Below are 26,121 nucleotides of genomic sequence, written 5' to 3'. Positions count from 1 at the left end.
AGACGCAGATCGGTGGTCACAACAGCCGGCAGCTTGATCTCGATCGTCTGCAGGCCGCCATCGACTTCGCGGGTTACCTGAGCCTTGCCATCCCCGATCTCGATCTTCGAGGCGAAGGTCGCCTGGGCAGTCCCAAGCAGCGCCGCCAGCATCTGGCCGGTCTGGTTCGAATCGTCGTCGATTGCCTGTTTGCCGACGATGATCAGCCCGGGCTGTTCGGCATCGGCGACAGCCTTCAAGATCTTGGCGACGGTGAGCGGCTCGATCTGATCGTCGGTCTCGACCAGGATCGCCCGGTCGGCGCCCATGGCAAGGGCGGTGCGCAGCGTCTCCTCGGCCTTGGCCGGACCGATCGAGACGACCACAACTTCCTCGCACTTGCCGGCTTCCTTCAGCCGCAGCGCCTCTTCCACCGAGATCTCGTCGAACGGGTTCATCGACATCTTCACATTGGCAAGCTCGACACCCGTGCCGTCCGGCTTCACCCGGATCTTCACGTTGTAGTCGACAACCCGTTTGACGGGCACGAGAATTTTCATGGGCAACCCCCCTTTATTTCTAAACTGCTGGCCGTTCGGCAAGTAATGCCCAGAAGGCGAAGAGCGGCGTGTCGAGCGACCTCATGGCATGCTTGATTTCGGGGACATTGTAGAAGGATCCGCCGATACCAGGCGAAAACCAGTTCCCTTCCCCCTGCTGGAACTCTCCCTCGGACAGTACGAGGTAGACCTCCTCTGGCGCATGAACGTGGTCGGGATAGCGCACCCGAGGCGCCATCAACGTCACGCCGATCCACAGATCGCTCCGCTCCTCCAATCCTCCCGGGCCGATAATCATCGCATTGGCATGCCCATCGACAAAATTGTCGCTGGCCGTGTGGTCATACTTGGTGCGCCGATGCCATTCAAGCATTGGCTCGATGCCTTTGAACCCCTCGATCAAACGCGTCAGCGAAGGATAGGACGTATCGAAGGAAAGCGCCACATCAAGCTGAGCACACACGGGCAACCGGCTTCCCGGCCCCGCACGCGCAGCCCCCGGGCGCTCCAGCGCTGCAAACATCTGACGGATCGAGCGGCGGGCTTCCGGGGCCTTGGCGAACTGGTCGAAAGCCGCGAAAGTCGCATCCAGGAAGATCTGGAGGCTTTCCTTGCGTAAACTCATGTCATCACCTCCCGAGACGATCCGCCGGCAAGCGGCCCGCTCCTGCGATCAGATATCTTTCGCGATGCGCAACCCGTCATAGACGGCGGCATGCGTGTTGCGTGCGGCGACCGCATCCCCGATCCGGAACAGTTGGAACTTGCCGTCGGGATTGCGGATCACGGACTGGGGTTCTCCGGAAAGAAGCTGGTCGTGCGACATCTCGCCGAGATTGCTCGAGTTGGGCTTCAGCTCGAAATAGAGATCATCGAGCGGAATGGTCCCATGATTGACGACGATCTGGTCGAAGCTGTGCTGCCTGGCAATCCCGCCGTAATCGCTGCCGACATGGGCGACGAGCTGGTTGCCGCGCTTCTCGACGGCTTCCAGACGATAGGTGACGGTGAAGGTCACGTCATGTTTCTGCAGAGACCGCATATAGGGCACCAGGTTCATGGCCATGACCTCGGGCGCGAAGGAGCGGTCCGGCGTCATGATCTCGACCTTGGCGCCTGCCTTGGCGAGAAATTCGGCCGCCTGAAGGCCGGCATGGTCGCCGGCATCGTCGAAGATCAACACGTTGGTTCCAGGCTTAACGTCGCCGGAGATGATGTCCCATGACGAGACCACCAGCTCGTTGCCGTTGGCGAGAACCTCGGTATGCGGCAAGCCGCCGGTCGCGATGATGACGACATCGGGGTTCTCGGCCTCGATGGTATCGGCTTCCGCCCAGGTGTTGAAGTGGAAGGTGACGTCGTATTTCTCGCACTGGCTCATGCGCCAGTCGATGATGCTGATCATCTCCCTGCGGCGCTCGCTTTGGGCGGTGAGCCGGATCTGACCGCCTGGATTGCTCGCCGCTTCGAAAACGACAACCTGGTGGCCGCGTTCTCCGGCGACGCGCGCCGCTTCCAGACCGGCCGGGCCGGCGCCGACGATGACGACCTTTTTCTTGGCCTCGGCCTTCGACACGATATGCGGCATGGTCAGTTCGCGGCCGGTGGCGGCATTGTGGATACAGAAGGCGGCCCCGCCCTGATAGATGCGATCGAGACAGTAATTGGCGCCGACGCAGGGACGAATATCGTCTTCCCGCTTTTCGATGATCTTGCGGACGATGTGCGGGTCGGTCATGTGGGCGCGGGTCATGCCGACCATATCGACCTTGCCGGAGGCGATCGCGTGGCGCGCGGTGGCGACGTCAGGGATTTTCGCCGCATGGAAGGTTGGAAAGTTGGTTGCGGCGCGAATTTCGCCGGCGAAATCGAGATGCGGTGAATTCGCCATGCCCTGGATTGGGATCACGTCGGTCAGACCCGCATCGGTATCGATGTGGCCGCGAATGACGTTGAGGTAATCGATCAGGCCGCTTGCCTTCAGGCGCCTGGAGATTTCGATGCCATCGCCCTTGCCGGTGCCGCCGGGAAGACATTCGTCGGCGGTGTAGCGCACGCCCAGAATGAAGTCGTTCCCCACCCTTTGCCGGATCGCTTTGAAGACGTCGAGACAGAAGCGCAAACGGTTATCGAGCGAGCCACCATAGGGACCGTCGAGCTCGTTGGTAAGCGGCGACGTGAACTGGTCGATCAGATGGCCGTAGGCTTCCAGTTCGACACCGTCCATGCCGCCAGCCTTCATGCGCTCCGCAGCGTCGGCGAAATCCTTGATGATGCGCTCGATGTCCCAATCTTCCATTTTCTTCGGGAAGGAGCGGTGGGAAGCCTCGCGCTGATGCGACGGCGCCACGACCGGCAGCCAGTCGCCCTTGTCCCAGCGTGTGCGCCGGCCGAGATGGGTAAGCTGGATCATGATCGCCGCACCCTCTTCATGCACGGCGTCGGTCATTTCCCGGATCCAAGGCACGATCTCGTCCTTGTAGGCGAGCAGGTTGTTGAAGACCGGCGGGCTGTCCCTGGAAACCGCGGCCGAGCCGGCCGTCATCGTCAAGGCCACGCCGCCCTTTGCCCGCTCCACCGTATAGGCGCGATACCTCTCCTTCGGCATGCCGTCTTCCGGATAGGCCGGCTCGTGGGAGGTCACGATGATACGGTTGCGTAGCGTCAAATGCTTGAGCTGATAGGGCTGAAGAAGGGGATCGTTCGACATGGGCCGTGGTTCCGGATTAAAAACGTCAGAGGAGACGCTAAGCACAATGTACATATGTGTCAATATTGAAAACATATGGGTCGCCGTTTTCGACACTCATGTACATTTTTCTTGTGCGCGGCTTGATAGTTTGATAGGAGATAGCCCATGGATCAGGCTTTGAACGACACTGGCTGGCGCGGATCGCAGGAGGGATGGCTGGAAGCAGCTTACCACTCGCTGCTCGATTCCGGCGTGGATTCGGTGAAAATTCTGCCGCTGGCGAAGAAGCTCAACCTCTCGCGCACGAGCTTCTACTGGTTCTTCAAGGACCGGGAGGAACTGCTGGCCGGGCTCGTGGCGCGGTGGCGCGACAAAAACACCGGCAACATCGTCAAGCAGTCCGAAGCCTATGCGGAATCGCTTGCCGAGGCGATGCTCAACGTCTTCGACTGCTGGCTCAACAACGATCTGTTCGACGCCAGGTTCGAATTCGCCGTGCGCAGCTGGGCGCTGCAGTCCGACGAGATTCTCGCCGAGGTCCGGCAAGCCGACCAGCTTCGCCTGGAAGCCCTCAAGCGGATGTTTATCCGCTTCGGGCTACCAGAAGCGACATCAGATGTCCGAGCGCGAACAACTTACCTCGTGCAGATCGGATACATCTCCATGCAAGCCAGGGAGGAACTCGCCGTCCGCATGAAACGGATCCCCGAATATATCGCGATCTACACCGGCGAAGTGCCGCAGCAGAGGGAGCTCGATCGCTTCTTCTCGCGGCATGGCTACAGGCCGGGTTAGGGAGAGCCGGATGATCGCTTCCCTGAGGATCGGTATCATTGGCGGCGGTGGCTGGCTCGGCGGAGCAATCGCCGGCTCGATCCTTGATGCCGGCCTGGTCGAACCTCGAAATCTCTCCCTTTCCTATCGCAGCGAGCAGCCGCGCCGTTTCCCGAATTCTTTCCTGACCACCGACAATCAGGCGCTTGCCGACCGCTCGGACGTGATCGTCCTTTCCGTCCGTCCTGATGACTGGCATGCTCTCGATGTCGATGCCGGCGGCAAGCTGGTCATCTCGGTCATGGCGGCCATCCGCCTGGACGCACTTTCCGAGCGCCACAAGACCGGTCGCGTCATCCGCGCTTTGCCGAACGCCGCCGCCGAAGTGGCCAGGTCCTATACGCCATGGATTGGCGCGAGCGATGTCACCGAAGACGACCGGGCGCTCGTCCGTGCTATTTTCGAGGCATGCGGATCTGAGGACGAGGTCGCAAGGGAAAGCGACATTGATTATCTCACGGGTCTTTCCGGGTCCGGACCGGCTTTCCCCGCATTGCTCGCCGCCGCCATGATGCGCGACGCCATCGCAAATGGCCTGCCGGCGGAGATTGCGCGGCGCGCCGTCAACACGGTGATCACAGGCGCCGGCCGCCTGCTGGAGCGCCATGACGAATGTCCCGATGACGTCGTTCAAACCTTTGTCGGCTATCGCGGCACCACTGCGGCAGCCATCGAAGGCATGCGCGTTGCCGGGTTCGACGCTTCGGTTGCGGAGGGATTATCGGCGGCATTCAAGAAATCGGTGAGTATGGGAGACGCTTCCTGACAACCGTTGGAGTGGGTCCTGCGGCGCCCCGCTCAGCAAAACCGGCCGCTAAACAGAGGGAACGAGAATGAAAAAACTATTCGCATCGACATGTCTGACGTTCGGCCTGATCGGCGGGGCGTCTTTCGCCAGCGCCGCCGAATGCGGCACTGTCACCATCGCCAGCATGAACTGGCAGAGTGCAGAGGTTCTCTCCAACCTCGACAAGTTCATCCTGAACGAAGGTTATGGCTGTGAGGCCGAAATCACCGTCGGCGATACCGTCCCGACGATCACCTCGATGGCCGAAAAGGGCCAGCCGGACATCGCGCCCGAAGCCTGGATCGACCTGCTCCCCGACGTCGTCAAGAAGGGAACGGAAGAAGGCCGGATCGTTCAGGTCGGCTCTCCGCTGCCCGATGGCGGCGTCCAGGGCTGGTGGATTCCCAAATATCTGGCCGATGCCCATCCTGACATCAAGACCATCGGCGACGTGCTGAAGCATCCGGAACTCTTCCCCGCTCCCGAGGATGCGAAGAAGGGCGCCATCTACAACGGGCCGCAGGGCTGGGGCGGCACCGTGGTGACCACGCAGCTCTACAAGGCCTTCGAAGCCGACAAGGCGGGCTTCACCCTCGTCGATACCGGCTCGGCTGCCGGCCTCGATGGTTCGATCTCCAAGGCCTACGAACGCAAGGAAGGCTGGGCCGGCTACTACTGGGCGCCGACCGCGCTGCTCGGCAAGTATGAGATGGTCAAGCTGGAAGCCGGCGTTCCGAACGACGCCGCCGAATGGAAGCGCTGCAATACAGTCGCCGATTGCCCCGATCCGAAGCCGAATGCATGGCCGGTCGACAAGATCGTCACCCTCGTTGCAAAGCCTTTCTCGGAAAAGGTCGGCCCTGAAGTCATGGACTACCTGACGAAGCGCTCCTGGAGCAACGACACGGTCAACAAGCTCATGGCGTGGATGACCGACAACCAGGCGACCGGCGAGGACGGTGCCAAGCACTTCCTCAAAGAAAACAAGGACCTCTGGACCAAGTGGGTCTCGCCTGAGGCAGCCACGAAGATCGAAGCTGCTCTCTAGAACAGGATGATTTTAGGCCTGTTCGGCCTAAAATCTGAACCCTGTTCTAAGTTAAATAGTGAGAGCATGATGTCGTCCGAAAACCGCTCACACTTTTCGGCATCATGCTCTAACGCCGACTACTGCGGTGCGCTTAATGCGCACCGCCTCTCGCTGCCGATAAAATCAAAAAGACTGCCACGGCTCTTTGAAGAAAAAGGGGAACCGAATGGAATGGTTTTATAAATTCCCGCATATGGATGACGACGCCCTTCGCAATCTGAAGAAGGCGATCGATGACGGTTTTCGCACGTTTACCCGCACCTATGGCGACGCGATCGAAAGCCTCTTCTCGCCGCTGCAGCATTTCCTGATCGCCGCCGACCGCTTCATGACGCAGACGCCGTGGCCGATCATTACGGCAATCATCCTTGTTATCGCATGGTTTGCCAGCCGCAGCCTGAAGATCGTCCTCGGCTGTCTCGTCACACTGCTGTTGATCGGCTATTTCGACATGTGGGACGATACGATGCGGACGGTCTCGATGATCTTCGTCTGTACCGTACTCTCCATCGCCATCGGCATTCCGATGGGGATATTGATGGCGCGTTCCGACCGGCTGCAGCGCGTTATCAATCCGATCCTCGACGTCATGCAGACGATGCCGAGCTTCGTCTATCTGATCCCTGTCGTCATGCTGCTCGGCATCGGCAAGGTGCCGGGACTGATTGCCGTCGTCATCTACGCCATCCCGCCGATGATAAGGCTGACCGACCTCGGCATCCGCCTGGTCGACAAGGACGTGCTCGAGGCAGCCGATGCGTTCGGAACGTCGAGTTCGCAGAAGCTGTTCAAGGTTCAGCTGCCGCTGGCGCTTCCCACCATCATGGCCGGCATCAACCAGACCATCATGATGGCGCTCGCCATGGTGGTCGTCGCTTCGATGATCGGCGTCCAGGGTCTTGGCCAGCCGGTTCTGAAGGCGATCGCCAACCAGTACTTCACCCTGGGTATTTTCAACGGCCTTGCCATCGTCGGCATTGCCATCATCTTCGACCGGGTCAGCCAGGCGTATGGCAAACGGCTCCAGAAGCATCGGGAGATCGTCCATGGCTGATCAACGTTTCGGCGGCATCAAGATCCGCCATCTCTACAAGATCTTCGGTCCCAATCCTGGCGCTCATGTCGATGCCGTCAAAAAGGGATTGTCGAAGACCGAGCTCAACGAAAAGCACGGCCACGTGCTGGGACTGAAAGATATCAATGTCGAGATACCCTCGGGCCGCATCCAGGTCATCATGGGCCTTTCGGGTTCGGGAAAATCGACGCTCATCCGCCACATCAACCGTCTGATCGATCCCACCGCCGGCGAAGTGCTTGTCGACGGCGTCGATGTGGTGAAAATGAACGAGACCGAATTGCGGACGTTTCGCCGGCACCAGACGGCAATGGTGTTTCAGAAGTTCGCGCTTCTGCCGCACCGGAATGTTCTCGACAATACCATCTTCGGCCGCGAAGTGCAGGGCATGGAGCGCTCGAAAGCCGTCGACGTCGCCATGGGCTGGCTGGAGCGGGTTGGCCTGAAGGGCTTCGAGAGCAAATATCCCAACCAGCTATCGGGCGGCATGCAGCAGCGCGTCGGGCTGGCGCGAGCCCTCTCGAACGATGCGCCGGTTCTGCTGATGGACGAGGCCTATTCGGCGCTCGACCCTTTGATCCGCACCGATATGCAGTCGGTCCTTCTCGACATTCAGAAGGAGATCAAGAAGACCATCGTCTTCATCACCCACGATCTCGACGAAGCCCTTCGGCTGGGCGACCAGATTGCGATCCTGCGCGATGGCGAAGTCATCCAGCAGGGCACCAGCCAGGACATCGTTCTGCGTCCGGCCGACGCCTACATCGCCAACTTCGTCAAGGAGGTCAACCGAGGCCGGGTCATCCAGGTCGATGCCATCATGACATCCTTGCATTCCGGTGCGGTGCCAGGCGGATTGACGATTGCATCAGGCACGACCGTCGAAGATGCCGTCCGGATCCTTGCATCGGCGGCGCACGACGATGCCAGGGTGGTTTCACCATCCGGGGAAACCTTGGGGCTTGTCACCTTCCGCCAGCTCGCGGGCGCTATGGTGAACTCGCAGGAGGTGGCTCCCCGACGCGACAGTGCGCTCTCGGTCGCACTTTGACGCTCCAAATGCGGCCGTCTTTCCGTTTCGTTGGCGACACCGCTATCAGGCACGTCGCCATCTCTGGAACCGGGAAGTCGGCCGCCTGACGCCTGAGGATCGCGATGTCAAAACTCTTCCCGCGTCTGTTTTCGCCGATCGGCCTGGGCAGGCGAGCGGCATTGGAGCTGTGATGGCCGGGCGGGGGATAAGAATGCCGATCGACGAGCTCCGCCAACTGGCGCTCGAAGCCTGCCTCGCCTGCGGCGGCAGCCCGGCCATGGCGAAGGCTCTCGTCGATGCAACGCTGTCGGCCGCCTGCTTCGGGCGCACTGAACTCGGTTTTCCGCATTTCGTCGATTATCTCACCAGCCTGCGCGACGGGCGGATCAACGGAGACGCCAAGCCCCGCTTCGACCATGTGCTGCCGGCCCTGATCCAGGCCGATGCGGACGGCGGCATAGCGCAGCTCGGGTTTGACCTCATTTACGACGACTTCGTAAAGCGTGTGAAAACCTTCGGCATTTCCGTCCTCGCGCAAAGAAACAGCTATACCGCGGGGGAATTGGGATATTACGTCCGGCGCCTGGCTCAAGACGGGTTGATATCCATCGCCGCCGCCAACGGACCGGCCTTGATGGCCGCCGCCGAGGGCGGGGAGCCCGTCTACTGCACCAATCCGCTCGCTTTCGGCGTGCCTCTGCCGGAACCCTTGCCGCCCCTCGTCATCGACCAGGCGACGAGTGCCACGGCATTCATATCCCTTGCCGAGGCGGCAAAGGCGCAGTCGCCGATCGCTCAGGGCATGGCCATCGACGAGACCGGCGCAATCACCACCGATCCGGTCAAGGCGATGCTTGGCGCTCTCCTGCCCTTCGGCGGCTACAAGGGCGGCAATATCGCCCTTATCGTCGAGATGCTCGCCGCGGGTCTTTCCGGTGCGGCGTGGTCGCTTGATGCCGGCCACTTTCTTTCGGGCGAACACCCGGTGAATGCGGGAATGACCGTGATCGCGCTATTCCCCGCGGCCGTGGATGCAGGTTTCCCGGCGCGCGCCAAGGCCCAATTGGAACGGCTGCACTCCAAGGGAGTCCGTATCCCCGGAGACAGAGCGATGCCCGCGAGCGCCGTGGAAACCGGTAGTCTTGACGTCGACATAGGCGTGTTGGAAACGATCCGTCGCTTGTGCCCTCAGTGAGAAAATCATTGCTCAGCCCAAAGCCGAATGCATCGCGCCCGGCGGCATCATGCGAAGTTCCCATCGTTGGTGCGAATTGAGAAATTGAAGATCTCTATCCACTTTCCGCAGCTCGTTGCGCAAGACAGGCGGCTTTCAAGCAAGTGCTTACCTATACATTTTGCGCAAGGTCAGTCCAGACTGCGTCACGAAAAGCCGGTTGGCCGACAATATCGGGACGTGACAATTGCTCCATAGCTGAGGAACAGTAAGATCAATCTCGACCAAGGCCATGATGGTTTACGGTCCCAAAGCCAAGCCCGTCCATCCATCACCCCCCGGATGGAAGGGATCATACATACGCACTCCATCCCGTGCGTATGCCTGCGTACCTGTCTGCCTGCCGAAGGTCCTCTTTAAGCGGTCCACTAAGACCCTTCGGCAGGCGACTGCGCGGCTCGCGAATTGGGGCGCGCTCTACAAGCTTCAGATGACGCGCATCTCGGCAAGATCGCCGCGGTTGAACCTGTGGCGTGGCGGATACAGCTGTAAAATCGCTCCTTCAGCGTAATCGTTTTATCAGCGGGTTGTCGTCATCGCCGGCAGCGTGACGTCTTGCCAATGGCCGCGGGTTCTGTCAGTTCCTGATCTGGATGGGAACTAATGCATTCAACGGGTTGGTCTTTTTGACATTTACCATGCCCGAATTCGGCCTGCATCAGCTGGCGCAAGCCGCTGATCTCGATGCCGGTATCACGCGGAGATCCACCTGCTCCGCTACAAGCTGCTGCACTCTATCCAACAATCGTCTAATATACGTCCAAGGCCGCTCATCCATGCCGTCTACAGGCTCTGATGAAGCGCCGCGGCGCAGGACGACCATCCATGACGACTGGCAAGGCTGGCAGAGGTACGTGCACCAATCCGACACTCTCGCCGGCCGCGCGTCGCGCTGGCACCTGCGAGCGGCGGAGAAGAGCATGTCGAAACAGCCAGATCGAACAATGGGAGCAGGATGACGGAAAATAGCACTGCGCCATTCTCATTTCGATTTAGCGGTTCGTCCTTCGATAATATGGTCGAAACGCTGGGGGGCGCTTTTGGCGCATTTGATGCAGAGCCTGTCGGCCGCGCCCAGGACTTCCATTGGGGATTGGATTTCTCGGTATGTGACAAAGCCGTCCTGCTCACGGGTTATCATGAGGCGGAGTTTCAGTTCAATATCGAGCCGACCGTCGATACGGCGGAGTATCTGTCGATCGTCGTGCCGCGCAGCGGCGGCATGGGGGTAACCTATGGGTCGTCCCGCATCGCCGAGGCCGGGCAAGGAAAATTGCTTCTCTATAACAATTTCGAACCCAACAGCGTCATCATGCATGGGCAATCGAACGTCATCGACGAGTTGCTGATCAACTGGCCTGTCATCCTGCAGACGATCGGCCAGACGTTCGAGATGCCGTTCAGCGGCTCCCTCGACCTGCTGCCCGAACTGGATCTGTCGAAGCCGGAAGGCCGGTTGATCGGCAATCTCACGGAAACCATCATCTTAGGCATGCGCGACGATGGCCCCTTGCTGCAGTCGCCGATCGCCATGGCGCATATGACGCAGGCGCTGGCCGATCTGGTCGTGCGCCTGGTGCCGCACCGGCTGTCGCATTTCCTTGAGAATCGCCCCGCCCTGATCGCGCCCCGGCATGTCCGCCGGGCGATCGAATTCATGCACGCCAATATCGATCAGCCGATCACCATGCCGAAGGTGGCCGAAGCCGCCGGCGTATCCAGCCGGGCGCTCGAGACCGGTTTTCGTGCGTTCAGGGGAACCTCTCCCGCCGCCTATCTGCTGACGCTTCGGCTGCGTGCCGCGCGCCAGGAACTGCTCGATCCCGAGAGCAAGGAGACCATGAAGGCCGTCTGCCTCAAATGGGGCTTCTTTCATTTCGGCCGGTTTTCGGCAGTCTATAAAACCACCTACGGAGAATACCCCTCCGACACCAGAAAGCGCGTGATGCGACGATAGCGGCCATGGCTTGCGGTGAAGAGCCGGTTGGCCGACCCTGACGCGGGGTGTTTACGCGTCGTCCCGCGGTGGCAACGTGTAATGCACTCTCATTGTCCTTAGATCCCGCTTCACGATCCGCAGCATCCCTTCGCGTTCCGCCAGGACGTTGAGTTCCCTGAGCACGAGAGAATGCGCGATCCCCAGCAGGCGCGCAAAGGCGCGGCTGTCACGCGCAATCCCCAGATCCGCGGCGACCAGGAGACCGGCCTGGATGGATGTCAGCTTGTTATCCCTGCCTTGCGCCGCAGCGACGAGAGCGAGAAAACGATCGACGTCGGAGGCCTCTTCGCTCACGCGGCTTTTCGCTGGCGGAAGGACACCATGATGGATTTCGAGGTGGGCGTATCGCTTTCCGTACCTGCGCTGCCAAGCGGCACGAGCACGTTCAGTTCGGGATAGTAGCCCGCGATGCTTCCTCGCGGAATGTCATAGGGCACAAAGCGGAAATTCTCAGCGATGCGCTCGATACCGTCATCATGCTCGCCGACCACGTCGACCCGGTCACCGGCCTCGGCATTCATCGCCGTCAGGTCGGCTGGGTGAATGAAGATAACCTGCCGCTCCCCGTAAACGCCGCGGTATCGGTCATCGAGACCATAGACCGTCGTATTGTATTGATCGTGCGATCGGAACGTCTGCAGGGCGAAACGCCCCTCGCCCTTTCGCGCCCGCTGATGCACCGTCTCGTCGGGAAGCGCTTTGCAAGAAAATGACGCCTTGCCTGCCGGCGTATCCCACTCCCTGTGGGCGGCCGTATTGCGCAGGTGGAAACCGCGCGGCTTGCGCAGGCGCGTATTGTAGTCTTCGAAACCTGGAATGGTCGCCTCGATATGATCGCGGATGCGGTCGTGGTTGTCGGCAAGCTCTGCCCAGTCGACCACGGCGGAGCCGACCGTCGCCTGTGCAATGCCGGCAATGATGGCGACTTCCGAGAGGAGATGCGGCGAGGCCGGGCGATTGATACCGGCAGAACCATGCACCATGCTCATCGAATCCTCGACGCTCACGAGTTGGGAGTTGCCCGCCGCGTTCAGATCCATCTCGGTGCGCCCGAGGCATGGCAGGATGAAGGCCACCTTTCCGGGCATGAGATGCGAATGGTTGGGTTTGGTCGCGATGTGCACCGTCAGCTTCAGCCGCCGCAGCGCCTTTTCAACGAGTGCGCTGTCGGGCGTGGCACGGGCGAAATTGCCGCCAAGCCCGATGAAGGCCTCGGCCGAGCCATCGAGCATCGCGCCGATCGCGGCAAGGACATTGTGGCCATGTTCGCGGGGAACGGTGAAGCGGAAGTGCTTCTCCAGCGCATCGAGGAAATCGTCCGATGGTTTTTCATTGATGCCGACGGTGCGGTCGCCCTGCACGTTGGAATGGCCGCGAACCGGGCAAAGGCCTGCCCCCGGCCGGCCGATATTGCCGCGCAGGAACATGAAGTTGGCGATCTCGCGGATCGTCGCCACGGAATGCAGATGCTGGGTCACGCCCATCGCCCAGGTGCAGATCACCCGCTCGGCGTTGATATAGACATCGGCCGCCCGTTCGATCTGCTGCCGGCTCAGTCCCGATTGGTCCTCGATCTCGGCCCAGCTGGTCGCCTCGACCGCTGCCCGGTATTCTGCAAAACCCGCGCAGTGTTCGGCGAGAAATGCGTGGTCGAGAACGGAGGGCAGACCGGCGGCGACGGCGGCGTCTTCCGCAGCCAGCACGGCCTTTGCCATCCCGCGCACCGCGGCCATGTCGCCGCCGAGCTGCGGCTGCAGATAAAGGCTGGCGATATCGGTCGAACCGCCGCGCAGCATCTCGACCTTGTCCTGCGGATCGGAGAAGCGCTCCAGGCCGCGTTCGCGGATGGGATTGAAGACGACGACACGCGCGCCGCGGATCGCCGCCCGGCGCAAGTCGCCGAGCATCCTCGGATGGTTGGTGCCCGGGTTCTGCCCGATCACGAAGATCGCGTCGGCCTCTTCGAAATCCTCCAGCAGCACGGTGCCTTTGCCGACACCGACCGCCTGGCGCATGGCGATGCCGCTCGCCTCGTGGCACATGTTGGAGCAGTCGGGAAAATTGTTGGTGCCGTAGACGCGCACGAACAGCTGGTACAGGAAGGCGGCCTCGTTGCTCGCCCGGCCCGACGTATAGAATTCCGCCCGGTTGGGGTTATCGAACCCCCTCAGGATAGCGCCGATCTCGGCAAAGGCATCCTGCCACGCGACCGGCAGGTAACGGTCGCTCACCGCATCGTAGCGCATCGGATGGGTCAGGCGGCCGTTGAGTTCCAGTTCGTAGTCCGTCAGCTGGCGAAGCTGCGACAGCGTGTTTTCCGCGAAGAAGGCCGGCGTGGCCCGCTTCTCCGTCGCCTCCCAGGCGACGGCCTTCACGCCGTTCTCGCAGAACTCGAACGACGATCCGTGCTCCGGATCGCCCCAGGCGCAGCCCGGGCAGTCGAACCCATCCGGCTGGTTCGCCTTCAGCATCGTCCGCGCCCCTGAAATCGGCATGCCGCTTTGAAGCAAACGCTTCCCGCAGCTCTTCAAAGCGCCCCAGCCGCCGGCTGCCGCCGATTTCTTACCAATGAATTTTGTGTCCATGCGCCCTGTATTGTCGAAGCGGGGAAAACATCAAGGGCGCACGCGCGATGGCTCGATAGGAAAAACCTATCAAGGATTCGTCTAACCGACGTCCTTGATGGCGTGCCGCTCCTCGGGCGAATGTGCCAGGATGCGATTGCGGCCTTGCGTCTTGGCGTCGTAGAGCGCGGCATCGGCCTCGCTCAGGAGGCGGTTCGGGTTGATCCTCAAGGTGGCTCCCGTCGCACAGGATATGCCGATGCTGGCGGTCACCCGGCCGAATTCGCTGCCGGTATGAACGATATTCTCCTGGCTTAGGAGACGCGCGAACTGTTCGGCAACGATCATCGCCCCTTTCGCACTGGTTGCAGGCAGCAGAACCACGAATTCCTCTCCGCCGTAGCGTGCGACGATGTCTGCCGGGCGGCTTACGGACTGGCGCAGGCACCTGCTGACGACACGCAGGCATTGGTCTCCGGCGGGATGACCATAGGTGTCGTTATAGGCCTTGAAGCGGTCGATATCGACCATCAGAAGGCTGAACGGCGTGTTTTTCCTGGCGCTGCCTGCGGTCTCGCGGGCGAAAGCCTCGTCGAAGGCCCGGCGGTTGACCATGCCGGTAAGTCCATCGGTCTCGGCGAGGGACTTCAGTTGCTCGGCCGACAGCCGGAGGGCGATTTCCGCCTGCTTGGTCGCCGTGATGTCCGAGACGACGGCCATCGCTGTGCCGTCTTCCGCTAACCTTGTCCGGATGCTGCGCCAGTCGCCGTTGTGAAGCTGAACCTCTTCGTCCTTGTTGCTGTGCAACGTAGCACTGACGGACCTGATCCACTCTTCGCGGTCAGCGTCCGGGATACCGGTGCGCTCGCCGGTTTCGGCAACACGGCGAAGGATGTCGCTGATATGGGCGCCAACCACGCGAGCGTCCCCGGATAGCGGAAAGGCGGCGCGATACTGATCGTTGCAAAAAACGAGGAAACCCTTGCTGTCGTACATGGCGATGCCATCGGACATGCCGGCCATCGCATGCGACAGCAGGTTCTTGCTCTTGCGCAATTCCCGCTCCAGGGCAGTCCGCTCCGTCACGTCACGCGTGACGCCGGCCAGGCCGATCACCCGTCCCTGCCTATCCTTCAGCGGCACCTTGGAGGCGAGCAGGTATCTGTCTTCGATACGCTCGACGGAGTCGATCAGGGGCACACCGGTGTCCATGACCTGCTGTTCGAGATAATAAAATTCTTCGGCGCGCGGCCGCGAGATAAGATTGAAATCCGACAATCCGGTCATCTCCGCCGTGGTTCTGAAACGAAAAAGGCGGATCATATTTTCATTGACGGTGATGAACCGGCTGTTTCGGTCCTTCACGTAGAGATAATCGGGCGACTGCGAAAATGCGGTTACCAGGATGCTTCGCTCCAGCTCCCATTGTTGCGTCTTCAACAGAACGAAACCACACAGCACCGTCGCCAGGCAGTTCAATACCGTCATCGGCAGACCGATGATGGCCAATACGCGGGCGTGCACCAGGGTGGGAAGCACCGCCATCAAGACAATAAGTGCGCCGCCGAGCGCGAGGCTCAGCAGCGCAACGTCCAAGAGCTCGGGAGATCTCTTCCGGATCCAGACGTTGGCAGCCAGGCCGATACCGGTCGCGACAGCAATTGCGATCAGACCGTCGATCATTGCGGCGCCGCCGACCCAGAAGCGGAAGACCATCGCCAGCGACGCCGCAAAGGCGGCCGCGATCGGTCCGCCAAACATGCCCGCCAAAGCAAGCGGCGAAAAGCGGATGTCGATATAAATGCCGGGATTGACTTCGACGGCCAGCAATATGGACCCGATGGAGGCGCCGCCCGCTATGATTCCGAAGGCGATTTTTTCTTGTATGACCGAGCGACGCTGAAATTGGATCGAGAAATGCGCCCAGAGCGAAATCGCCAGGCACACGAATGACAGGTTGCCACCGAATTGCGTCCAGATGCCATTCACTGCGTTGGATCCACCTTCCAATACATGTACCGAACCAATCATAGGGCAACACTGGTTTGAGCTTCGTTAAATCACAGACCCATCAGGCTATATTCGTCAGCAGGTGCGTCTCCAGGCCGATCGACAGCAATACGGCGACAGGAAAGCGGGCGTCCGCCGCGACGATGAGGTATGGGCAGAGAGGCCTGCTGCCAGATTTGACGACATGAGAAATACGCGAAATCGGAATTGAAAGGTCATGCTCCAGGACGGCAGGAGACATCATGTCCGCAACGCCCTGCGGTTCAACGGCTAGCAGCCGAAGCATAAGGCATGTTTAACAACAGCATCCTCTGCGTCTGGACATGGAGCCTGATGACACAATCTAGCGTTATCCGGATAAGCCTGCGCAATCGGGCCATTCGTTGCAAGCAGCCATCCCATGCCGTCAGCAGCCGCAGCTGCCGACGGCATCGTCCGATGCTTCTCTCTTACTTGCAGATCGCCGCCGCCAAAAAGCCGCGCATCGCCTCGCCATAAGGCGGCCGCATCATGTATTCCGCTTCCACCATCTTGCTCTGGTGATAGACGGCGCGCGGATGCGAGAAGGCGAGGAAGCCGAACTTGCCGTGATAGGCTCCCATGCCCGAATGGCCGACGCCGCCGAAGGGCAGGCCTTCCGCCGTGACGTGGCTCATGCAGTCGTTGACCGTCACCCCGCCGGAGGTCGTGTTGTCGAGGACGCGAGCCTCCTCCTGCTGATCCCTGCTGAAGTAATAGAGAGCGAGCGGGCGCGGCTTGGCATTGATACGGTCGATGACGTCGGCAATATCGCGATAGGGAAGGACCGGCAGCACGGGTCCGAAGATTTCCTCCTGCTGCACGCGCATGTCTTCCGTGGGGTCGAGGATCAGGGTCGGAGGCATGCGGTGGGCCGATTGCTGGGAGAAATTCTCTGCCGCCGGGTTGATCTCGACGATCCTCGCGCCCTTGGCCCTGGCATCGTCGATCAGGCCCTGGATGCGGGCGTGATGGCGGGCATTGACGATCGAAGTGTAATCAGGATTTTCCTTCAGCGCCGGATACATCGCGCCGACCGCCGCGACCGCGTGGCCGGCAAAGGCCTCGACGCTTTCCTCGGGCACATAGACATGATCAGGCGCCAGGCAGATCTGGCCGGCGTTCAGTGTCTTGACGGTCATGACGCGGCGCGCCGCGTCTGCGAGATCGGCCGAGCGGCCGACGATGACGGGTGACTTGCCGCCGAGCTCGAGCGTCAGCGGCGTCAGGTTTTCCGCCGCCGCGCGCATCACATGATGGGCGATCGCGGTTCCACCGGTGAAGATCAGGTGGTCGAAGGCAAGTGATGTAAACGCCGTGCCCGTCGCCGGTCCGCCCTGAACGACGGCGATTTCCGTTTCGTCGAAGGCGCCGGCAATGAGTTCCGCCATCAAGGCGGCCGAGGCCGGCGTCACCTCCGACGGCTTTATCATGGCGCGGTTGCCGGCGGCAAGAATGCCGGCAAGCGGCGCAAGGGCGAGCTGATAGGGGAAATTCCACGGGCTGAGGATTCCGACAACCCCCTTCGGCTGATAGACCACTTCGGCCACCGCGTCCGGGAACAATGCCTCGTGCTGCTCGGGCTTCAGCCATTCGGCAAGATGGGCCTTGGCGTATTTGAGCGAACCGACGCAGGTAAAGACATCGAGAAGCAGGCTCGCCTCCACACTGCGGCTGCCGAAATCGTCCGACAGGGCAGCGGCAATCGCATCCTTATGGTCGACGAGAAGGGCGATGACGCGGTCGATGCGATCGATGCGGGTGTCGATGCTCGGCGGCCCTTCTCTCAGGAAAGACGCCCTTTGCCGGCCAAGCAGCGCCTTCATGACATCGGGACTGGTGTCGGTGGCGATTGGGGTGACGGTGTTCATTGTTTCCTCCCTTGAACGGTGTCAGACGGCCGGCTGGCGCACGACCGGTTTCAGCACGATGCCCCTTTCCGAATCCTCCACCGCCTGGTTGATGTCGGCGAAATCATAGAAGGTGATGAGCCTGTCGAAGGGGAAGCGGCCCTGCCGATGCAGGTCGATCAACAGCGGGATCAGGACGTCGGGATTGGAATCGCCCTCGACGATGCCGCGGACCCGGCGCCCGCCGGACAGGATATGGGTGAGGTCGAGCGTCAGCGTCGCTCCGTGCGGCGAGGCCCCGACGATGCCGCAGGTGCCGCGCGGCGCCAGCACCCGCACGCACTGGTAGATGACGGCGGGCACGCCGGAGGCATCGATCGAATAATCGACCCCGGCGCCGGTCAGCGCCATGATCGCGGCAACCGCGTCGCTCGCCTTGCCGTTGACGATGTCGGTCGCGCCGAGTTCCGCTGCAAGTGCCAGCCGCGTTTCATTGACGTCGACGGCGATGATCCTGGAAGCGCCGACGATCCGCGCCGCCATCACGGCGGCAAGACCGACGGAGCCCATGCCGAAAACCGCGAGCACTTTACCCGGCTCGACCTTCAGCGCATTCATGACCGCGCCGGCGCCGGTCTGGATGCCGCAGGCGAGCGGCCCGAGCAGCGCCAGATCCGCATCATCAGGCACTTTCACGATATTGCGTTCATGGCACAGCGCGTGGCTGGCGAAGGAGGATTGCCCGAAAATATTGCCGTGAACCCGCTCTCCCTCGCAGGAGAGCCCGCTCGAACCATCGGCGCGCGCACCGAAGAAGTTGCGCGGGAAGAATTCGTGGCAATAGGTCTCCTCGTGATCGTTGCAGCTCGGGCAATGACCGCAGGAATTGAAGGTCATGACCACGTGATCGCCGGGCTTGACCTTGGCAACGCCCGGCCCGACACGCTCGACGATACCAGCACCTTCATGGCCGAGCACGACCGGCTGCGGCACCGGCAGGTGCTGGTCACGCATGACGATATCGGTGTGGCAGACCCCTGTCGCCACGACGCGAACCAGGATTTCACCCTCGCGCGGCTCCTCCAGATCGAGCCTTTCCAGCGAAAACGGCGTATGCGGCGCACGCGCCACCGCAGCATGGATCTTCATTGTTTCCTCCTCCCAATGATCGGCTCGTCAACCCGCCCGGCGAGCCGGGCTCGCCCTCAGCGGTCGCGCTTATAGGCGCCGAGCCCCGGCTGATAGGTCTTGTCGTCGAGGAACTGTTTCAGCCCCTCGTCGCGCCCCTTGGTCTTGTCGAGAAACAGCATCTGCTCCAGCTTGGCGTAGATGTAATCGTCGGCGAGATCCCATGGCAGGTTGCGCACCCGCTTGTAGGTGTCCTTGGCGGCCTTCAGCGTCACCGGGTTCTTTTCGAGCAGGCTGGCGCAGATCTTGCGGACCCGGCTTTCAAGCTCTGCCAGCGGCACCGCCTCGTTGACGAGACCCATTTCCGCGGCCTTGCGCCCGCCGAACAGTTCGCCGGTCATGATGTAATAGAGAGCGTCGCGATGGCGCATCACTTCGGCGACCGCGCGGGTGACGTTGCCGCCTGGCAGAATGCCCCAGTTGATCTCGGAGAGGCCGAAATTCGCCTCCTCGGCGGCGATGGCGAGATCGCAGGACACCAGCGGTGTGAAGGCGCCGCCGAAGCACCAGCCGTTGACCATGGCGATCGTCGGCTTTTCGAAATACATCAGCCGGCCCCACCAGTTGCCGGACTGGCGCCGCGCCTTCAGCGTGACGTCACGTGGCTTGTCGTCATTGTCGCGGAAATATTCCTTCAGATCCATGCCGGCCGACCAGGATTCGCCGGCGCCGCGCAGGACGAGGACGCCGCAGCGCTCGTCGCCCTCGAGCTCGTCGAGCACTTCGAGCATCCTGATATTCAGGGCCGGGTTCATCGCATTGCGCTTTTCCGGACGATTGAGGGTCACGAAGGCGATGCCGCTGTCGAATTCGACCAGAACCGGCGATTTGTCTTCAGTCATGAGGTTACTCCATGGGTTTCGGCGTGATGCCGGGGCCGCTTCACAGGGCCTGTCGTTGAAGGGTTTCGTCAAAATGGAACTGGCGCAGGACATGTTTCTGCACCTTGCCGGAGGCGGTGCGGGGAATGGTCTCAACGAAGAGGATGCGGGCCGGACGCTTGAAGGCGGCGAGCCTTGCCGCGCAATGGCCGGCGATCTCATCGCCCGTTGCCGCAGCACCCGGCCGCAGCACGACATAGGCGAGGCCGCATTCGCCCCATCGGATATCGGGAATGCCGACGACCGCGGCCTCGAGAATATCGGGATGGCTAACGAGTGCTGCTTCGACCTCGGCGGGATAAACATTCTCGCCGCCGCTGATGTACATGTCCTTCAGCCGGTCGACGATGCGATAGAAGCCGTTCGCTTCGCGGCGGCCGAGATCGCCGGTGCGGTACCAGCCGTCGGTGAAGGCGGCAGCGGTTTCCTGAGGCTTGTTCCAGTAGCCCGGCGTCACCGCCGGCCCGCGCAGCCAGAGTTCGCCGATCTCGCCGTCATCGACCTCGCGGCCGTCCTCGCCGACGATACGAATGTCGAGCAACGGCGCCGGAAGACCGACGCTGCCGGGATTGTCCTGCACGGCGCGCCGGTCGATCGGCACGTGCAGCACCGTTCCGGCCTCGCTCATGCCGTAACCGTTGACCAGCGCAACGCCGTCATCGAGATAGCTTTCGATCAGCGCCTGCGTCAGCGGCGCGCCGCCGACGAAGAGCGCATGCAGGCCGGCGAGCGCGGCGGCGCTATAGGCAGGGTCGTTGCGCAAGGCGAGCGCAATCTGCGGCACAGCGAAATAGTGAGTGATGCCACGCTGCCGGTCGGCAAGGGCTGCGAGCGTGCGCGCAGGCGTGAAGCGGTCGGAGATGACGAGCGTGCCGCCCAGCATCAATGTGGTGCGCGCCACCGCGATCAGGCCGATCGTGTGGAAGAACGGCAGGTCGCACAGGGCGACGGATCTCGGCCCGATTTCTCCGACGACGGAAAAATTGATGGCGGCGAAAAAGGCGTTGCGGCGGGTGATGACGACGCCCTTCGGCTGTCCCGTCGTGCCGGAGGTGTAGAGAAGGACGCAGGGTCCATCGGCATCGGCCGGCAACGGAGCGGCCGGAAGGCTCGCCTCGATCCGCGCGGCGAACCCGGCCGGGCCGGCGGCCGTCGATATCACCGCCATCTCAGGATCGGCGCTCACAAGGCTGGCGACGGTTGCCGCGAACTCCTCGTCGTGAACGAGCAGAGCCGGCGCACAATCGGCAAGGATCGGCCGAAGCTCCGCGGCGTTGAGGCGCCAGTTGAGCGGCACGTAGATGGCGCCGGCACGCTGGCAGGCAAAGGCAAGCACGATCGAATCCATCGAGTTGCGCGCCAGCATGGCGACACGCGCCGCCTCGCGGCGCGCTGCGAGCACATCGTTCAGAAAGCCGGCGCAGCGGGCGATCCGCGCGTCGAGCTCGGCATAGGTGAGCTGCCGGCCGGTGGCGATCTCGAACAGAGCCCGACGGTCCGGTGCGACGCGGGCGCGGTAAAGGATTGGATCATCCGTCACCAGTCCGCAATCCGCCGACGAAGCCATCCCGGAAAAGGAATGCGCCATTTTCTCCTCCCATGCCCACCGCTCCCCGCGGCAGGCATCAAATTTGTATGCAACACATACTAATATCTTTTTCCTGCGATGCAAGAGCCTGTTTAAGGCAAATCCGATCGCGCGAATGGCGCACGGAAATCCGCATTGCGGATATTGACTAACCCGCTGATTTTGATGGTTATGGCGCCTGGACGAGGCGAGAACGAACGATGGCCACAAAACCACCGCAGGACGATTTCGAGGGCGAAGATGCGCCCGCAACACCGGGCCTCGATGTCGGCCGGCTAGGCGATCTGCTGGGATTTCATCTGCGCATGGCCCATGTTGCGATCTATCGTGACTTCGCCGAAACCATGGAGGAGCTGGCGCTGACGCAGAAGCAGCTGGCGGTGATGGAACTCGTCGCCGGCAATCCGGGCGCATCGCAGATCGACCTTGCCAATACGCTCGGCACCGACCGGGCGACGATGATGGCCCTCGTCAACCGGCTGGCAGCCCGCGACCTGATCGAGCGCCGCCCCTCCGCGGCCGACCGCCGCCGCCAGGAACTTCATCTGACGAAGGCGGGACGCGCAATGCTCGCACGGGCGCGTGAGCTGATCGACAAGCATGAGCAGCGTTTCGTCGAGCTGTTTTCGCGCGACGAACTGGATGCGTTGCTGACGGCGCTGAAGCGGATATACAAGGGGAACTGAAACCCGCTTCACTTGGGAAGCAAGCAGCATCCAAGCCTTTAGATTTCTATTGGCTAACCCCCGTGTTATGATCCCCATCCTGGCGTCGTCCGCCGTGGGTTCTGCACACGGAGACTTGTCTGATGAGCGAAGTGGACGTACTTTTTGCCTCCCTGCGACAGGCGGCTGACCCGCGGACGGTCGAGTGCATCGAAAACGTCGTCATGCATGGCTCGGATCGTGAGCTCAATCGCATCAATGCACTCGCTTTCGCCGATCAGCACGATCTCGACCAAGAGAAAACCATCGCCGCGTTTCTGCATGCAGCCCGCATAGGCGCGTTCGAAATGACCTGGAATGTCCTTTGCCCAGGGTGCGGCGGCGTCCTCGACAGCGGCGCAACCCTCAAAACAGTCGTCCACGAGACGTATCATTGCGCGCTCTGCGCGGCCGGATACGAGCCGACCCTCGACGAGATGGTCGAGGTCACGTTCACGGTCAGCCCGCGCGTGCGCAGGATCGCCGCCCACGACCCCGATCGGTTGCCGCCGCTTGAGTACTACCGGCAGATCTTCTTCAGCTCCGGGGTCGACCTGCCTGACGATCTCGAAGCGAGGTTTTCGCGCATCCAGCTGGAGATGATCGAGTTGGCTCCGGGCGAGAAGGCTTTCGTCTCCCTGCAACTGCCGGCGCAGTTCGTCATCATCTTCGATCCGGTCACACACTCGGCGCAGTTCATCGACGTGCAGGGCGAGCCCACCGACGAACGTCAAACCCTCTCGATGATCATCAGTCGGACGCATGCACTGAACGAAACGCTGACCCTTCGTCCGGGCTCACTGCGGCTGACCCTCGAGAACCACACCGATCGCCGAGTGGTGCCGAACGTCTGCATCGCAGGCGACGAGCTGCACGACCTCTTGGGCCGCAGGCGGGCTTTCCTGACAGCCAAGCGTCTGCTGACGAACCAGAGCTTCCGCGACATCTATCGGACCGACACGCTCGACGTCGACCAGCGCCTCAAGATCACCAGCCTGACCTTCCTCTTCACCGACTTGAGGGGCTCGACCGCGCTTTACGAGCGCGTCGGAGATCTTGCCGCTTTCGATCTGGTGCGAGCGCATTTCCGGGTTCTTCACGAGATCGTCGCCACAGAGGCCGGAGCGGTCGTCAAGACCATTGGCGATGCCGTGATGGCGACCTTCCCGAGCCCGGACCGTGCGGTGGCCGCGGCAATCAGGATGCGTGAGGCGATGCTTCAGCTGAATGCCGAACACGGCAGCGACGATCTTCTCCTGAAGATCGGCATCCATGAGGGACCATGCCTCGCAGTCAACCTGAACGACCGGCAGGACTATTTCGGCCAGACCGTCAATATCGCTTCCCGCGTGCAGGGCCTTGCCGATCCCAATGTGATCATGACGACGGAGGCGATCGTTGGGGATGCCCAGGTTTCAGAGATCCTCCGCGACAGCGGCATCACTTCGGCTTCGCGGATGGCGGAACTTCAGGGCATCGGGCGGGAAGTGAGGATTTTTGCGCTGTCGTGAGTTTGGTCTGCTCTTCGGCGTCAAGCCGACTTTAGCAGTTTCCGCTGACGGTCCTTAGCGAACCTTTTCGTTATCGAAGGATCAGGCCGATTTGTGCCCCATGTCGGTTGTAAGCGGGTGCGTTGCTTTTCCTGAAAGCTGACGCGGATCGCGAAACTCTGCGATCTCTTTGCGACAACGAGAGCTGTCGCGCTAAGCCTTATACCACCGGCAAAAGGCAACTGTGGAGGACAAAGCTGCATGAGACTTTCGTCGAGTCGATCTAACTGTGCGATCCCACCAGCCTAACCGCAAAGGTTGCGCGCCGCGCGCCGACTAGACCATTGAAGGCTCGACATAAGACGAGACACCGTAACTTCCTATGCTTGGTGCGTGGGCTGGCAAAAGCTAGCCCATGATGGGGATCGAACGGAGTGCTGAATGAACACTGTAAAAGTCGGATGCTCGTAAATATGGCCATTTTCAACCGGCGACCGCTATTCTAGGTTTAAAAAGGCGGCGGGTTGAGGGGGCTACCTTGATTGAGTACGAATACGTCAAACTTGATCGACGCCTTGCGGAGATCAGCACTGTGCATCCGAGTGAGCTTAGCAGCGCCATGACTATGGCAAACCTAAAATCGCGGGATGAAGGATGTTCCTGGGCCGAGCTTACAGACCTGGATTGTGCTATCGTACTTGGCTCCGCAGGAGCAGGAAAAACGCGGGAACTTCTGGAGCTTGCAAAGCAGGTTCGCGCGTCGGGAATCCCTGCTTTCGTGCTTCGAATCGAGGCACTTCTTCGACTGCCGGCGGAACAGTCCTTTTCGCATTCTGACGAAGCCGCCGCCTCGGCTTACGCGAAGTGGAAGAGTCGGGGAGGCCCCGCAGTCGCCTTGCTGGATGCATTGGACGAGGCCCGTTTGCCGGACGCGCGCAACACCAGCGCACTTGCTGACGCATTGACCAAGCTTTCGGCTTCCGTAGGCAAAGTCGGCAAGGAACTGAAGGTCATCATCACATCGAGAGCCAGCGAATGGCAGGGCGACAACGACCTCCAAGCCATCAAAGCTGTGATCAGAGGCCTTAGACCGCCCACCGCTGAAGACCGTCCGATTGAGGTCAAGACCTTCCGCCTCCTGCCTCTTCGAGCCGACGATGTTAAGGCCATCGCTGCCAGCAGGAACATCGATGCTGCCGAGTTTGTCGAGGCAATCGACAAGGCGAAGGCGGCCAATCTGGTCTCCCAACCGCTCGACGCTCAGCTCCTGATCGACCTTTGGCAGGAAGCCATCGACAATGGCCGTGAGCCGACGAGCATCTTCCGTTCAAGACGGCGGGTCTATGATGACATCGTGGGATTTCGTCTGCGCACAGAGAGTGGCCAGGAGCGCCGATCAAACCTTGATCCCCTTCTCGGGCGACGCTTACGATCGCGGCTTCCCCCGAAGTTCGCGAGTTGCTGATCGAGATGATCCGGTTTGGCGGGATGTCGACGTTGGTACCCGAGCTGGGAACGATCGCTTGCGATCAGGGCGAAAAACTTCGGGTGAGAGCGGAAGCATGCTTTGCCCTGTCTGACCTCAACGACACGACTTTCGCGCAGGCCGTGATGGATGCAGCTCTCCTGGCTGATGCACCCGAGCATGAGGATACGCAAAGCGCCCCTTCGTGGAATCTGTTTGTCGCCAGTGCCTTATCTTATACAATGCCGGCGGGCGTACCCATCTTGGACGGGATCGCGTTGACCGATCGCTTGCGCCGTGAAGCCAGAAATTACGCCTCCGCGACGTCTCACTACTTGGAAGAGTTTGTCGCGCGGCTAACCGTTCCGGAGATTGGCAACTGGCTGCGGATATTTCTCCGGTTCGCCAAGGGCCAGCGCGACCCCAACCGCGACATGATGCCGGCACGCATCCCTCGCTTTAGGGCTCTTGGACAAGCAATATGTCATTGCATCAATACTCTCCTCGTAGAGGACCCTGCCGGCATCCCGCGATCCCTACTTCTGGAAGCGCTGGAATTTGCGTTTTCAATCGCCAAAAACCCGGACTACTCCCCGCGGGAAACCGGGCTTCCTGCACTAGCGCGCACATTGAGAGCCCTACCAGATCTCAAACATGATCTGATTACGATGCGGATGGCGCTTTTCTCGCAAAATGAGAAGAACGAATACTGGATTGCCCATCAGGCAATAGATCCGCTTAAATTGGGTAGAAGCGGTGATGCTACGAGATCTTCACGGCTGAAGATATTCGAAGGCTTGCCGATCTCATGGCGGATCGCCCGACTAGCAGGGAAAGGGAGCTGGCATTTACGTGCGCGCGCCAACTGGCGGATCAAATTCGGTCGCAATCCGAGCGCGACGAGGCACGATTGATCTTGAGACGATATGCCCGCCGGTACGGGGGACGCGATCTCAAACGAGCGTATGGGAGACTAGCTCCGCTTTGGCGGTTCGCGAGCCGATTCCGGCACAGCCACCAATATACGGTACGCCGATGGGCACGTTCACAGATCGAGACATTCTCCAGCGGCCTTTGGAG

At 61.1% G+C, this 26,121-nt stretch carries 21 protein-coding genes; 11 read left to right on the top strand and 10 right to left on the bottom strand.

The window, feature by feature from the left end; genetic code table 11:
- From G9X67_RS30400 to G9X67_RS30390, 3 genes are all read right to left on the bottom strand, one after another.
- A partial coding sequence (locus G9X67_RS30400; protein WP_171600360.1) for an electron transfer flavoprotein subunit beta/FixA family protein occupies positions 1 to 539 on the bottom strand: 539 nt, incomplete at its 3' end.
- Positions 540 to 558: 19 nt separating this feature from the next.
- Complete coding sequence (locus G9X67_RS30395) at positions 559 to 1,164, bottom strand: dimethylsulfoniopropionate lyase (protein WP_171600359.1); 606 nt, start codon at positions 1,162 to 1,164, stop codon at positions 559 to 561.
- Positions 1,165 to 1,212: 48 nt separating this feature from the next.
- Positions 1,213 to 3,249, bottom strand: a complete 2,037-nt coding sequence (locus G9X67_RS30390) for an NADH:flavin oxidoreductase (protein ID WP_171600358.1) — start codon at positions 3,247 to 3,249, stop codon at positions 1,213 to 1,215.
- A 147-nt stretch (positions 3,250 to 3,396) separates the two neighbouring features.
- On the opposite strand from G9X67_RS30390, the gene G9X67_RS30385 reads away from it, so the two are divergent.
- The 7 genes from G9X67_RS30385 to G9X67_RS30355 all read left to right on the top strand — a co-directional run bounded on the left by G9X67_RS30385 (position 3,397) and on the right by G9X67_RS30355 (position 11,241).
- Positions 3,397 to 4,026: a TetR/AcrR family transcriptional regulator gene (locus G9X67_RS30385; protein ID WP_003562222.1), complete on the top strand. Its 630-nt coding sequence runs from the start codon at positions 3,397 to 3,399 to the stop codon at positions 4,024 to 4,026.
- A gap of 10 nt (positions 4,027 to 4,036) precedes the next feature.
- On the top strand, positions 4,037 to 4,831 hold the full coding sequence (locus tag G9X67_RS30380; RefSeq protein WP_171600357.1) for a pyrroline-5-carboxylate reductase dimerization domain-containing protein: 795 nt from the start codon (positions 4,037 to 4,039) through the stop codon (positions 4,829 to 4,831).
- A gap of 67 nt (positions 4,832 to 4,898) precedes the next feature.
- Positions 4,899 to 5,900: an ABC transporter substrate-binding protein gene (locus tag G9X67_RS30375; RefSeq protein WP_164068472.1), complete on the top strand. Its 1,002-nt coding sequence runs from the start codon at positions 4,899 to 4,901 to the stop codon at positions 5,898 to 5,900.
- Positions 5,901 to 6,108: 208 nt separating this feature from the next.
- Positions 6,109 to 6,996, top strand: a complete 888-nt coding sequence (locus G9X67_RS30370) for a proline/glycine betaine ABC transporter permease (RefSeq protein WP_138388626.1) — start codon at positions 6,109 to 6,111, stop codon at positions 6,994 to 6,996.
- The gene (locus tag G9X67_RS30365; RefSeq protein ID WP_171600356.1) at positions 6,989 to 8,068 is read left to right on the top strand and encodes a glycine betaine/L-proline ABC transporter ATP-binding protein; all 1,080 of its coding nucleotides are present in this window, start codon (positions 6,989 to 6,991) and stop codon (positions 8,066 to 8,068) included. Before G9X67_RS30370 ends, G9X67_RS30365 begins: the two co-directional genes overlap by 8 nt.
- Before the next feature lie 172 nt (positions 8,069 to 8,240).
- Positions 8,241 to 9,245 carry an Ldh family oxidoreductase gene (locus G9X67_RS30360; protein ID WP_171600355.1) on the top strand — a complete coding sequence of 335 codons (1,005 nt, stop codon included), beginning with the start codon at positions 8,241 to 8,243 and terminating at the stop codon, positions 9,243 to 9,245.
- A gap of 994 nt (positions 9,246 to 10,239) precedes the next feature.
- Positions 10,240 to 11,241 carry a helix-turn-helix domain-containing protein gene (locus tag G9X67_RS30355; protein ID WP_138388623.1) on the top strand — a complete coding sequence of 334 codons (1,002 nt, stop codon included), beginning with the start codon at positions 10,240 to 10,242 and terminating at the stop codon, positions 11,239 to 11,241.
- A gap of 51 nt (positions 11,242 to 11,292) precedes the next feature.
- Here G9X67_RS30355 and G9X67_RS30350 read toward each other — a convergent pair whose 3' ends face one another.
- From G9X67_RS30350 to G9X67_RS30320, 7 genes are all read right to left on the bottom strand, one after another.
- Positions 11,293 to 11,577, bottom strand: coding sequence for a hypothetical protein (locus tag G9X67_RS30350; RefSeq protein ID WP_138388622.1), 285 nt, complete (start codon positions 11,575 to 11,577; stop codon positions 11,293 to 11,295).
- Positions 11,574 to 13,868, bottom strand: coding sequence for an FdhF/YdeP family oxidoreductase (locus tag G9X67_RS30345; protein ID WP_171600354.1), 2,295 nt, complete (start codon positions 13,866 to 13,868; stop codon positions 11,574 to 11,576). The genes G9X67_RS30350 and G9X67_RS30345 overlap by 4 nt, the downstream gene beginning before the upstream one ends.
- Positions 13,869 to 13,949: 81 nt before the next feature.
- On the bottom strand, positions 13,950 to 15,878 hold the full coding sequence (locus G9X67_RS30340; protein WP_138388620.1) for a diguanylate cyclase: 1,929 nt from the start codon (positions 15,876 to 15,878) through the stop codon (positions 13,950 to 13,952).
- A 428-nt stretch (positions 15,879 to 16,306) separates the two neighbouring features.
- Positions 16,307 to 17,746 carry a coniferyl aldehyde dehydrogenase gene (locus tag G9X67_RS30335; protein ID WP_171600353.1) on the bottom strand — a complete coding sequence of 480 codons (1,440 nt, stop codon included), beginning with the start codon at positions 17,744 to 17,746 and terminating at the stop codon, positions 16,307 to 16,309.
- A 21-nt stretch (positions 17,747 to 17,767) separates the two neighbouring features.
- Positions 17,768 to 18,874, bottom strand: coding sequence for an NAD(P)-dependent alcohol dehydrogenase (locus tag G9X67_RS30330; protein ID WP_171600352.1), 1,107 nt, complete (start codon positions 18,872 to 18,874; stop codon positions 17,768 to 17,770).
- Between the two features lie 56 nt (positions 18,875 to 18,930).
- Entirely contained in the window at positions 18,931 to 19,755 is an 825-nt protein-coding gene (locus G9X67_RS30325; RefSeq protein WP_138388617.1) for a p-hydroxycinnamoyl CoA hydratase/lyase, read from the bottom strand.
- A 40-nt stretch (positions 19,756 to 19,795) separates the two neighbouring features.
- Positions 19,796 to 21,382 carry an AMP-binding protein gene (locus G9X67_RS30320; RefSeq protein WP_171600351.1) on the bottom strand — a complete coding sequence of 529 codons (1,587 nt, stop codon included), beginning with the start codon at positions 21,380 to 21,382 and terminating at the stop codon, positions 19,796 to 19,798.
- 200 nt (positions 21,383 to 21,582) lie between these two features.
- On the opposite strand from G9X67_RS30320, the gene G9X67_RS30315 reads away from it, so the two are divergent.
- The 4 genes from G9X67_RS30315 to G9X67_RS34765 all read left to right on the top strand — a co-directional run bounded on the left by G9X67_RS30315 (position 21,583) and on the right by G9X67_RS34765 (position 25,955).
- Positions 21,583 to 22,068: a MarR family transcriptional regulator gene (locus G9X67_RS30315; protein WP_138388615.1), complete on the top strand. Its 486-nt coding sequence runs from the start codon at positions 21,583 to 21,585 to the stop codon at positions 22,066 to 22,068.
- Between the two features lie 122 nt (positions 22,069 to 22,190).
- Positions 22,191 to 23,597 (top strand): adenylate/guanylate cyclase domain-containing protein, encoded by a 1,407-nt coding sequence (locus tag G9X67_RS30310; protein ID WP_171600350.1) that lies wholly within the window; start codon positions 22,191 to 22,193, stop codon positions 23,595 to 23,597.
- A gap of 517 nt (positions 23,598 to 24,114) precedes the next feature.
- Positions 24,115 to 25,041 (top strand): hypothetical protein, encoded by a 927-nt coding sequence (locus tag G9X67_RS34770; protein WP_210259040.1) that lies wholly within the window; start codon positions 24,115 to 24,117, stop codon positions 25,039 to 25,041.
- On the top strand, positions 25,035 to 25,955 hold the full coding sequence (locus tag G9X67_RS34765) for a hypothetical protein (protein ID WP_210259039.1): 921 nt from the start codon (positions 25,035 to 25,037) through the stop codon (positions 25,953 to 25,955). The genes G9X67_RS34770 and G9X67_RS34765 overlap by 7 nt, the downstream gene beginning before the upstream one ends.
- The last annotated feature ends 166 nt before the right edge of the window (positions 25,956 to 26,121 follow it).

It is taken from the genome of Rhizobium sp. WYCCWR 11152 (assembly GCF_013087615.1).
Taxonomy (GTDB): Bacteria; Pseudomonadota; Alphaproteobacteria; order Rhizobiales; family Rhizobiaceae; genus Rhizobium; species Rhizobium indicum.
This window is presented reverse-complemented; position numbering and strand designations above follow the sequence as displayed.